Source organism: Pseudomonas sp. zjy_15, from assembly GCF_043101865.1.
GTDB lineage: Bacteria > Pseudomonadota > Gammaproteobacteria > Pseudomonadales > Pseudomonadaceae > Aquipseudomonas > Aquipseudomonas putida_Y.
The window spans coordinates 1-10509 of record NZ_JBICII010000099.1; the positions used below are offsets into that span (position 1 = coordinate 1).

The window sequence follows — 10509 nt, forward strand, 5'->3', positions numbered from 1 at the left end:
GGGCCGGCCCTGCTGGCCAATTTCCACCCGCCGTTCACCATTGCCGCCGCTACCGTATTCGCGGGTAAACCCGCTCCTATCGGGGGTGGACACACATCGGTGATTGGGCGCAGGCCGCCGTAGGATCGGGTTCACCCGCGAAAGGGCCGGCCCTGCTGGCCAACTTCCCCCGCCGTTCACCGTTGCCGCCGCTACTCAAACCCTTTCAAAAGGCCCCATGCACCCGCACGACCACCCCAAGAAATTCGCAACCCTCTTCGCACAACAGCGCCGGGTAGTTACTGTTCAATGCCTTCAGATAACGCTGCCCACCTTCCTCGGCCAGCTCGCGGAAAATTGCCGGCTTGCCCGGCTGACGAGCGATAACCAAACGCCCCGCCTCAGCCTCTACACCCGGGTCCACCAGCATCCGCATGCCCTGCGGCACACTGCGGCCACTGACAGCGCTCATGGCATCGTTTTCCACGATTAGCCAGAACGCCTTGCCCTGTGCCAGGTAGTCAGTCTGCTCGAAAACAGCAGGCTCTACAGCCGTTGCAGCCTCTAACTCACTCCAACCCAGCACCGGGTAACGGAAGCAAACGATGTATCGCATGAGGTCGGGTTCGTCATCATCGTCATCCACCCCAGAAACACAACGTTCGCCATCAGCCTGCCCGTGAATACGCAATTGCAAGCGGACGCAGTAGTGGGGCATGCCAATCTCAACCAAAGTGCGGTTCATCGACTCGAGCTTCGGTTGGCGCCGCTTGTTCACCCAATGTCCTACACTGCCTTGCGACACGCCTACGCGCTCGGCAAGCTGCTCTTGGGTAAGCCCTAATTCCTCCATCCGGTCGCGAACGAGGGCAATCCACTTATCCATGTTCATGGCTGGCATGCCCCTCACGTATAGCGGCCTCGTGGCGTGACACAGCTTCGCAGCAACCCGGCAGCCTAGAAGGCCCCATGTACCCGCACCACCACTCCCAGAAACGCGCAGCCTTCTTCACACAAAACCGTCGGATAGCGCGTATTCAGTGGCCTGAGCATCTTGTCTCCACCCTCTTCGACCAACTGCCGCAATACCGCCGGGCGCCCCGGCTGCCGTGCAATGACCAACCTGCCGGGCTGTGCCTCCAACCCGGTATCCACCAGCACGCGCATGCCCTCGGGCACGCTCTTGCCACTGGCCGCGTTCATCGAGTCGTTTTCCACCACCAGCCAGAACGCATTCCCGGCGGGCATATAGTCCGTCTGCTCATGGGACGTGCTCGTTTCAGGCAATGGCCCCTGCAGGTCAGCCCAACTCAGCACCGGGAAGCGGAAGCTGGCATAGAGCAGCGCCTCGGCTGAAACCGGCTGCTCGGCCGTATAGAGCCCTTGCGCTTCACGCACGATGTCGCGCTCGACCACCATGACCTGGGCTTCCAGAAACACCAGCCCAAGCTTCTCCAGCTTTTCATTGATGGTTTCCAGCGTCGGCCGACGCGTGCCACGCAGCCAATGCCCCACGCCCCCCTGCGTCATGCCCAGGCGCTCGGCCAGTTGGAGCTGACTGAGGTTATGTTCGCGCTTGTAGCGCTTGAGAAATGCGTTCCAGTTTTCCATGAGCGGCAACAATACGGACTGTATTAACCGCTGCAATACACAATCTGAATTATTTATTTGGCACTACATAGTACAGCTTGACCTATTCTGTGATTCCAGTGTGCTTGAAGGGAAATCAGCAGGTATTGCCATGAAACCATCGAAAAACGACGAAACAGATCTCGACAGCGAAGCCGCTCGCCGCGCGCTCGACTACTACCTCAACCCCAACCCGCCACGGCCTACCCTGGACAACAAAATCTGGACCCTGCACGAGGGCGTAACCAGCGACCAGGCCCAGGAACACGCCATCGCCCTGCTGCGCTGCGCTGCGGCCACCGCCCAGGAAACCGCCACCCACCAGCACGGCAGCCAACGCGAACTGACGTTCGCTTTGATGCACATGATGGACATGGCTCGCGCACTGCTGGAGCACAAACGCACCGAGTGAGCGGGTTTATAGACAAAAAAGAAGGGAGAGAACGTGATAGCCAGGTAACGGCAAAAGCCCCGATTGCCGGGACAAGGAAGCGCGCCGGTAAAACTTTTTTACCGGATTAGCGAAAATTCATTTGACTGCCAAATGATAACGATTATTATTGCACTCAGCTGATCGCGAGATCCGCTGGATAACCTGAAAGCTTAGGTCGCTCTCAGATTATCTCCTCATCAGGCTAATCACGGTTTTTGACCCGGCTTTTTGCCGGGTCTTTTTTTTGGCTCTTCAGGCTAATGAAGATCGTGATGGCGCGCATGATAGCAAAGGTGTTTCAGGGCGTGAACGCTCGTTACAAAACTTTGCGGAATCAGCACTTGAGAATCAATCTCGTTTAATCTACGCTGATCACGCATCACGGAAGATGCCCCCTCCTCCCCTTTATAGAGCAAGGAGCTGTCCATGACCCGTCTGCTGCTGCCCCTTGAGCACCCCACTCCTGCTACCGAGCATGATGCCGACGATGCCCTGCTGCATGCACTGAAGCGGCTACCACGGCGCGTACAGCAAGTATTCCTGCTTAACCGCCTCGATCAGCTGGACTTCGCCAGCATTGCTGTGCGCCTTGACCTGCCACTGGCGAGTATCGAGCGCAACATGGGCCAGGCGCTGCAAGCCGGCCGCTCGCGCCGGGATGTGCTGGCGAGCGTGGCCGGGCAATGGTATGTGCGCCTGCAGAGCCCACAGGTGACGGTGTGCGAGCGTATCGACTTCCGCCGCTGGCTGGATGCCGATACGGCGAACTTGCAGGCGTTTCACGATACGGAACTACGGTGGCGCAGCCTGCTGGCGCCGGCACGGCAATTGGGCCATGACGGCTGGTATCGGCAAGGCCGGGCGGCGCTGTCGCTGGGTGGCTGCTCTGTTGCGGTCGGGCTGGGTGTGGCGGCGTTGGTGCTGGTTGGGTTCTGGGCTTGATCAGCGCTTCAACATGCCTGTAAGTCCCTGCCCGAGCGCATGCCCGACTTCAGTTGCTCGATAGCCTGGGTACAGTAATGCCGCGCCTGGACTCGCGCTTCGTTTTGCACCACCTCCTGCTTACATGACAGGCACATCCGCCTGTTCGACCAACGCCACCCTCGCTGGCTGTTGCAACAACCCTCGGGGCAACCGAAAACCTTTGAACGGTTGTTGAGTAATTGGGTTGAAAGCCTTTGGGCGGCTGTGCGAGAAGCGGATCGGTAGCAATTGGGTGCAGTATTTCGAGTATGACGCCGAACAGCGGCTGGTTTGCGTGGAGCAGTACCGCAGTGGCGAGCGTGAGCGGGTGGTGTTTGCCTATGATCCGCTGGGGAGGCGGATTAGCAAGGAGGTTTATCAGAGGGACTATCCAGAGCCGCGTAATGTATCGCGGGACAGCTGATCAAGCGCATCGACCCGCAAGGAGGTGAATGGCGCTACAGCTACGACGATATCGGCCGCTTGATCGAAACCCGCGATCCCCTCGGCCGCAGCGAACACATCAAATACTTGCGACATTGGGCACTGCCCGTCCAGGTCACCGATACAGCCGGACGGACTCGGCAATACGGCTACGACAGCCACGGCAATCTGCTCTGGCAGCAGAACCCGCTGGGGCGCGAGACACAGTACCAATACGACCCGGAAGGCCGTGTTACCCAGGTCACCGATGCCCTCGAAAAGAGCAAGTACCTGAGCTGGAACACGTGCGGTCAGTTGCTCAGCTACCGCGACTGCAGCAATGCCCAGACGCTGTATCACTACGACGCCCATGGCCGCTTGCGCGAAAGCATCAATGCCCGGGGTGAACACACCCACTTCCGCTACGACGCACGTGGTTATCTGGTCGAAAGCGAACGTCCAGACGGTCGCATTGACCGCTATGAAGTTGATGTCGCTGGTCAACTGACGCGCTACGTCGACCCTGCCCAGAAAACCCTGCAATTTCGGTACGCCCCCAGCGACCGTTTGGTCGAAACCGGGGCAAATAGCCGAGATATAAAATTCAGGCATAAAAAAAAAGAGGCCTTGAAGGCCTCTTCTTTTTGATCCCAGCGACGCACTGAGAATCGAATTTGGAGCGGGAAACGAGACTCGAACTCGCGACCCCGACCTTGGCAAGGTCGTGCTCTACCAACTGAGCTATTCCCGCGTCGTGATGGGTGCCATTCTAGCGATTTCTAAAACAGCGTCAACCCCTTGATTCAAAAAACTTTTATTTTTTTTCCGAGCCTTCGCGCAGGTGCGGCCAGGCGGCCAACAGGTAATGCACCATTGACCACAGCGTCAGCCCCGCTGCCACCAGCAGCAGCCCGTAGCCCAGGATCACCCAGAACGTTACCGCTGGCGGGTTGCCCAGCAGGATCACCAGCGCCAGCATCTGCGCCGCAGTCTTCCACTTACCGAGGTTGGACACCGCCACATGTGCTCGCGCCCCTAGCTCAGCCATCCACTCGCGCAGCGCAGACACCACGATCTCGCGACCGATGATGACCGCCGCCGGCAGGGTCAGCCAGAAGTTGGCGTGGGTCTGCACCAGCAGCACCAGGGCCACTGCCACCATCAGCTTGTCAGCCACCGGGTCGAGGAAGGCCCCGAACGGCGTGCTCTGCTGCAGTCGACGCGCCAGGTAGCCGTCCAGCCAATCGGTGGCGGCGGCAACCGCGAATACGCTGCTGGCGGCCATGTAGCTCCACTCATAGGGCATATAGAAGAGCAGAATGAAGCACGGAATGAGCAGGACGCGTAGAACGGTGAGCAGGTTTGGAATATTCATCGGTACGACTGGCCGCAAGTTGAGCCCGGCATTCTACTCGCTATGCAGGCTGGCATAAATTGATTCGGCAAGCTTTTTACTGATGCCGGGGGCTTTGGCGATTTCATCGATACTGGCGCGATTGAGCTCCTGTAAGCCGCCAAAATGTTTCAGCAGATCGCGGCGGCGCTTGGGCCCTACCCCAGCCACATCTTCAAGGCTGGAGACTCGACGGGCCTTGCCACGGCGGGCACGGTGGCCGGTGATAGCGAAGCGGTGGGCTTCGTCGCGGATCTGCTGGATCAGGTGCAAGGCCGATGAATCGCCCTTGAGGGTGAATTCGTGATGCACATCGTTCAGGTACAGGGTTTCGAAACCCGCCTTGCGTGTGACGCCCTTGGCCACACCGAGCAGGGTCAGGTCGGTGAAGCCCAGCTCCTGCATCACATCGCGGGCCATGTTCAGCTGGCCCTTGCCACCGTCCACCAGCAGCACGTCGGGCAACTTGCCCTCACCGTCCTTGATGCGCCCATAGCGGCGGGTCAGGGCCTGATGCATGGCCGCGTAATCGTCACCTGCGGTGACGCCTTCGATGTTGAAGCGGCGGTAGTCGGACTTGATCGGCCCTTCAGGACCGAACACCACGCAACTGGCCACGGTAGCTTCACCACTGGAGTGGCTGATGTCGTAGCATTCCAGGCGTTGCGGCACTTCATCCAGGCCCAGCACTTCGGCCAGGGCCTCGAAGCGCGCAGCCATGTGCTGGCGGTTGGCCAGGCGGGCATTCAGCGCCTGCTCGGCATTGGTCACTGCCAGTTGTTGCCAGCGGGCGCGGGTACCACGCACCCGGTGGCTGATGGTCAGTTCGCGGCCACGCAGCGTGTGCAGTGCTTCGGTGATGGCGTTGAAGTCTTCGTGCACAACATTGACGATCAACTCGCCGGGCAGCTCGCGCTCTGCGTTGCCCAAGTAGTACTGGGAAAGGAATGCGGCCATAACCTCGGCCACCTCCTCCTCGATGCCCACTTGCGGGAAGAAGTTCTTGCTGCCCAGTACTCGCCCGCCGCGCACGCTGATCAGGTGCACACAGGCGCCACCCGGATTGACGAAGGCGGCGATGACGTCGACATCGCCGCTGCCGCCCTCGATGTACTGCTGGTCCTGCACACGGCGCAACAGGGCGATCTGGTCGCGCAGCTCGGCGGCTTTTTCGAAATCGAGGGCCATGGCGGCCTTCTCCATCTCGGCGTTCAACTCATTGCCCAGTTGCTGGCTACGCCCTTCCAGAAACATCACCGAATGGCGCACGTCCTCTGCGTATTCCTCGGCAGTCACCAGGTCGGTGCAGGGCCCTTTGCAACGTTTTATCTGGTATTGCAGGCAGGGTCGGGTGCGGTTGGCGTAGTAGCTATCTTCGCACTGACGCACTGAAAAAGCCTTTTGCAGCAGGCTGAGGCTTTCGCGAATGGCCCCGGCGCTGGGGTACGGGCCAAAATAACGGCCCTTGGCCTTTTTCGCCCCCCGGTGAATGCCCAGGCGCGGAAACTCGCCATCGGACAGAAACACGTAGGGGTAGGACTTATCGTCGCGCAGCAGGATGTTGTACGGTGGCCGCCATTCCTTGATCAGGTTCTGCTCCAGCAGCAACGCCTCGGTTTCGTTGGCGGTGATGGTGGTTTCAACCTGGGCGATGCGCGCAACCAGCGCGGCGGTCTTGGGCGCAAGGCCAGTCTTGCGGAAATAGCTGGCCAGGCGCTTCTTCAGGTTCTTGGCCTTGCCCACGTAAAGCAGCCGGGCTTCGCCGTCGAACATCCGGTAAACGCCCGGGCGACCGCTGCAGGTCGCCAGGAATGCGCTGGCATCAAAGACTTGGGACATGAGGTTTTACAGGCTTGCGTCAACCATACCGTGGCGAACGGCCAGCAAGGTCAATTCGACGTCGCTGGTGACCGAGAGTTTTTCAAAGATCCGATAACGGTAAGTATTGACGGTCTTGGGCGAGAGGCACAACTTGTCGGAGATGATCTGCACTTTCTGGCAGCCGACGATCATCAGGGCAATCTGGATTTCCCGTTCGGACAACGCGTCGAACGGAGAGCCCTGCGGCTGGAACGGTTTCAGCGCCAGCTGCTGGGCGATCTGCGGGCTGATATAGCGCTGGCCGGCAAAGGCCAGACGAATGGCCTGAACCATTTCGTCAAGGCCCGCACCCTTGGTCAGGTAGCCGGCAGCGCCGGCCTGCAACAAGCGTGTGGGGAACGGGTCTTCCTCGCACACAGTCACCGCCACTACCTTGATGTCAGGATGGCTGCGCAGCAGTTTGCGGGTGGCCTCCAAGCCGCCGATGCCGGGCATTTTCACATCCATCAGCACAACGTCCGGCTTCAGCTCCCGGGCCAGTTTCAGTGCCGACTCGCCCGAGTCTCCCTCACCCACCACCTGCAGGCCGTCGATGTCGGCCAACATCCGTGTAATACCGGTTCGTACCAGATCGTGATCATCGACCACTAAGACCCTAATCAAGCACACACCTCGTCAGCAGGGCGATTGGATCCCGCCACCTTAACAAAATTTTTCACGGTGGGCCTAACGCATTGCTTCCTTCAGAAACGACTGACGTTCGACGGTGAGAGGCCTCACGATTTGCCGGGGCTTGGCGTCGTTGGCCAATCGCCCCAAAAGGTGCAAGAGCGCCGCCTGATCGTCCAACGGTAACTCCCGAAAAGCCTCCAGCAAACCGGACTCATCCGCGCTCAAACCTTCGAGCGCTGCCGGAGTGCGCAGGCCGCTGAGTACGTACAGCGCATCCACGCCCCTGGCCGCCAATGCCGCCAGGTAATCGACCCGCGGCGTGCGTTCACCGCTTTCGTACTTGCCCTGAGCGTTGGGCTCGACCCCACCGATATCGCCAAATACCCGCTGGGTCATACCCAGCCGCTCACGCTCTTCCCGCAGTCGCGGACCGATTCCGTTCATAGGGGCTTCTCCTTTTCCCTTGTATCCTCAAACACGGTCTACCCGCCTGCAGGCAGCCGTAAATGTGTGGATCCACTATGCCCATGCTCTGTGGCTGCGACAAGCCATCATTTAGCTACTACGTTGATATCTCGCTGCATCCGCACAAAGCAATCGTCCTCACCCATCTCGACGAAGCCGTGACGCTGGTACAACAAGCGGGCCGGGTTGCTGCGGAACACCATCAGCCGCAACAGTGGGAGGCGCCGCTGCCTGGCCCACAGCGCCAGTTCTTCCAGCACCCAGCTACCGACGCCCCGCCCACGGTGTTCAGGCAACAGGTGCAACTCGCGAATGAACAGTGCCTGGCGGTCCTGGCTGAGGCTGCAAAAACCCAACAGGGTGTCACCTTCGATCACCAGCCACTGCTCGCGCCAGCCCCAGGCTGCGTCGAAGGCTTCTTCGATCCACAGCAGGTCGTATTCGCGGTAGTAGGGCAACATGGCGCGGCGCGTGAGGTCGCGGGCGAAGGTACAGTGAATGTCTTTGGCGGGAATCAACTGTAAGGGCATCGCATCGCACTCATTGGGCATAACACACCGGCGAACTGCCAGGGCCACACCGGTCCAGTTCGTTTTCCAACCAGTCGGCCAGCACCCGTGCATTGTTGTGCTCGCTGTCCTTGCCGGCATACAGCAATGTCAGCGTCCCCTTCCTGGCCATGTCCAGCAGCGGATACCAGTGCTCGGGGTGGGCCGCCAGTTCCTGCTGGTAACGCTGGGTAAAAACGGCGAAATCCACTTCACCCTGGTGGAATGCCTTACGCAATTCATTCGAAGGTGCCACTTCGCGCAACCACTGCCCATGGAGGTCTTCCTTGCGTTTGTTGCGCGGCCACAGGCGGTCGACCAGTACACGCTGGCCATCTTCATCCTCAACCGCATCATAGACACGCTTGCAGCGGATCATGGGCGTCTCCTGCCATTACCGTCCGTCTTGAGCCTAGATAATTCATTGATCGAGGTCACGGCCGGGTTACGAATTGTTTCTATGCTCAAGGCCTTCGGCATTTTCGCCCAACGCCAACCGGAGCCCCCATGGCAACCCCGTCAGTGGCCAGCACCCCACAACTGGTCCAACGCGACGCGCGCCCGCAATTCGCCAACAAGCCGGGGCGTGCCAGCCTGGTGCTGTTCTTCAGCTTGCTGCTGGCTGGTATCGCTTACACCGCCTGGAGCCTTCAGCAGGATGTAACCGCCAGCGGTACGGTAATCACCACGGCCACACCGTTCCTTCTGCTGGGCCTGGCGCTGCTGATTGCCCTGGGCTTCGAGTTCGTCAACGGCTTTCACGACACCGCCAACGCGGTAGCCACGGTGATATACACCCATTCGTTGCCGGCGCCGGTCGCTGTGGTGTGGTCTGGACTGTGCAACTTCCTGGGCGTGCTTTTCTCCAGTGGAGCGGTGGCATTCGGCATCATCGCCCTGCTACCGGTAGAACTGATTCTGCAGGTCGGCTCTTCGGCCGGCTTCGCCATGGTCTTCGCCCTGCTGCTGGCGGCGATCATCTGGAACCTTGGCACCTGGTGGCTGGGCCTGCCGGCTTCATCCTCGCACACCCTGATTGGCTCGATCATCGGCGTGGGCGTGGCCAATGCACTGATGCATGGGCGTGACGGCACCAGCGGCGTGGACTGGGCCCAGGCCAGCAAGGTGGGTTATGCCCTGCTGTTCTCACCGCTGATCGGTTTTGCTTGCGCAGCCCTGTTGCTGCTGGCCCTGCGCGCGCTGGTCAAACGCAAGGCCCTGTACCAGGCACCGGAAGGCCAGACACCACCACCGTGGTGGATCCGCAGCATACTGATTCTGACCTGCACCGGGGTATCGTTTGCCCACGGCTCCAACGACGGCCAGAAAGGCATGGGGCTGATCATGCTGATTCTGGTCGGCACCCTGCCGATGGCTTACGCGCTGAACAAGACCATGCCCAACGAGCAGGCTCTGCAATTTTCCGCTGTCGCCGAGGTAACCCGCCAGGCACTGGTACGCAGCGCCCCGCAAGCGGCCCCGGCTGACCCGCGCCAGGTACTGACCCTGTTCATTGCCGAACCCAAGGCCAGCCCGCACCTGGTACCAGCACTGGCGGCGCTGACCGGGATGATCGGCGAAGAGGTCAAAGGCTATGGCTCGCTCAAGCGCGTACCGGCTGAGGCCATGGCCAACGTGCGTAACGACATGTACCTGACCAGTGAAGCCATCCGCCTCATGGAGAAAAACCACTTGGTGGCATTCGATGCCGACACCCGCAGCCATGTCCAGCTTTTCAAAGTCCAGCTGGACGACGCTACCCGCTATATTCCGCTGTGGGTGAAGGTGGCTGTAGCCATCGCGCTGGGGCTGGGGACCATGGTTGGCTGGCGACGTATTGTGGTCACCGTTGGCGAGAAGATCGGCAAGACCCACCTCAGCTATGCCCAAGGCGCATCGGCCGAAGTGGTGGCGATGTGCACCATTGGCGCAGCGGATATGTTCGGGCTGCCGGTGTCGACCACGCATGTGCTGAGTTCGGGGGTGGCCGGCGCCATGGTCGCCAACGGGTCGGGGATTCAGAAACGCACGTTGTTCAATCTGCTGATGGCCTGGGTGCTGACCTTGCCAGCGGCAATGCTGTTGGCTGGCAGCCTGTACTGGTTGCTGAACCACATCTTCTGAACACGTACGCCGCCTGTAGGAGCGGGTTTACCCGCGAATACGGTAGCGGCGGCAACGGT

12 protein-coding genes and 1 tRNA gene are annotated in these 10509 nt (G+C 60.2%); 4 read left to right on the top strand and 9 right to left on the bottom strand.

Annotated elements, in window-relative coordinates:
* Positions 1 to 205 precede the first annotated feature (205 nt).
* Together ACF8EF_RS18065 and ACF8EF_RS18070 are read right to left on the bottom strand one after the other, a co-directional pair.
* The gene (locus ACF8EF_RS18065) at positions 206 to 871 is read right to left on the bottom strand and encodes a LexA family transcriptional regulator (protein WP_392488519.1); all 666 of its coding nucleotides are present in this window, start codon (positions 869 to 871) and stop codon (positions 206 to 208) included.
* 65 nt (positions 872 to 936) lie between these two features.
* Complete coding sequence (locus ACF8EF_RS18070) at positions 937 to 1590, bottom strand: LexA family transcriptional regulator (protein WP_003251326.1); 654 nt, start codon at positions 1588 to 1590, stop codon at positions 937 to 939.
* 130 nt (positions 1591 to 1720) lie between these two features.
* Between ACF8EF_RS18070 and ACF8EF_RS18075 the strand changes: the two genes are divergently transcribed.
* The 3 genes from ACF8EF_RS18075 (at position 1721) to ACF8EF_RS18085 (ending at position 4075) form a co-directional block, all read left to right on the top strand.
* Positions 1721 to 2020 carry a DUF6124 family protein gene (locus ACF8EF_RS18075; protein ID WP_176682233.1) on the top strand — a complete coding sequence of 100 codons (300 nt, stop codon included), beginning with the start codon at positions 1721 to 1723 and terminating at the stop codon, positions 2018 to 2020.
* Positions 2021 to 2467: 447 nt separating this feature from the next.
* Entirely contained in the window at positions 2468 to 2983 is a 516-nt protein-coding gene (locus tag ACF8EF_RS18080; RefSeq protein WP_176682232.1) for a DUF4880 domain-containing protein, read from the top strand.
* 444 nt (positions 2984 to 3427) lie between these two features.
* Positions 3428 to 4075, top strand: coding sequence for a hypothetical protein (locus ACF8EF_RS18085; protein ID WP_392461760.1), 648 nt, complete (start codon positions 3428 to 3430; stop codon positions 4073 to 4075).
* A gap of 27 nt (positions 4076 to 4102) precedes the next feature.
* Here ACF8EF_RS18085 and ACF8EF_RS18090 read toward each other — a convergent pair.
* The 7 genes from ACF8EF_RS18090 to ACF8EF_RS18120 form a co-directional block, all read right to left on the bottom strand.
* Positions 4103 to 4178 (bottom strand) — tRNA-Gly (locus tag ACF8EF_RS18090).
* Positions 4179 to 4241: 63 nt separating this feature from the next.
* Complete coding sequence (gene pgsA, locus ACF8EF_RS18095; protein WP_021783204.1) at positions 4242 to 4802, bottom strand: CDP-diacylglycerol--glycerol-3-phosphate 3-phosphatidyltransferase; 561 nt, start codon at positions 4800 to 4802, stop codon at positions 4242 to 4244.
* A gap of 33 nt (positions 4803 to 4835) precedes the next feature.
* The gene (gene uvrC / locus ACF8EF_RS18100; RefSeq protein WP_064493178.1) at positions 4836 to 6659 is read right to left on the bottom strand and encodes an excinuclease ABC subunit UvrC; all 1824 of its coding nucleotides are present in this window, start codon (positions 6657 to 6659) and stop codon (positions 4836 to 4838) included.
* Between the two features lie 6 nt (positions 6660 to 6665).
* On the bottom strand, positions 6666 to 7304 hold the full coding sequence (gene uvrY, locus ACF8EF_RS18105) for a UvrY/SirA/GacA family response regulator transcription factor (RefSeq protein WP_003251380.1): 639 nt from the start codon (positions 7302 to 7304) through the stop codon (positions 6666 to 6668).
* Positions 7305 to 7367: 63 nt separating this feature from the next.
* Positions 7368 to 7757, bottom strand: coding sequence for a helix-turn-helix domain-containing protein (locus tag ACF8EF_RS18110; protein WP_209967139.1), 390 nt, complete (start codon positions 7755 to 7757; stop codon positions 7368 to 7370).
* Positions 7758 to 7864: 107 nt separating this feature from the next.
* Entirely contained in the window at positions 7865 to 8308 is a 444-nt protein-coding gene (locus ACF8EF_RS18115; RefSeq protein WP_176682230.1) for a GNAT family N-acetyltransferase, read from the bottom strand.
* A gap of 10 nt (positions 8309 to 8318) precedes the next feature.
* On the bottom strand, positions 8319 to 8705 hold the full coding sequence (locus ACF8EF_RS18120) for a DUF488 domain-containing protein (RefSeq protein ID WP_209967141.1): 387 nt from the start codon (positions 8703 to 8705) through the stop codon (positions 8319 to 8321).
* Between the two features lie 128 nt (positions 8706 to 8833).
* Between ACF8EF_RS18120 and ACF8EF_RS18125 the strand changes: the two genes are divergently transcribed.
* A complete protein-coding gene (locus ACF8EF_RS18125) occupies positions 8834 to 10450 on the top strand; it encodes an inorganic phosphate transporter (RefSeq protein WP_392461758.1) in 1617 nt (538 codons plus the stop codon).
* Positions 10451 to 10509: the final 59 nt, after the last annotated feature.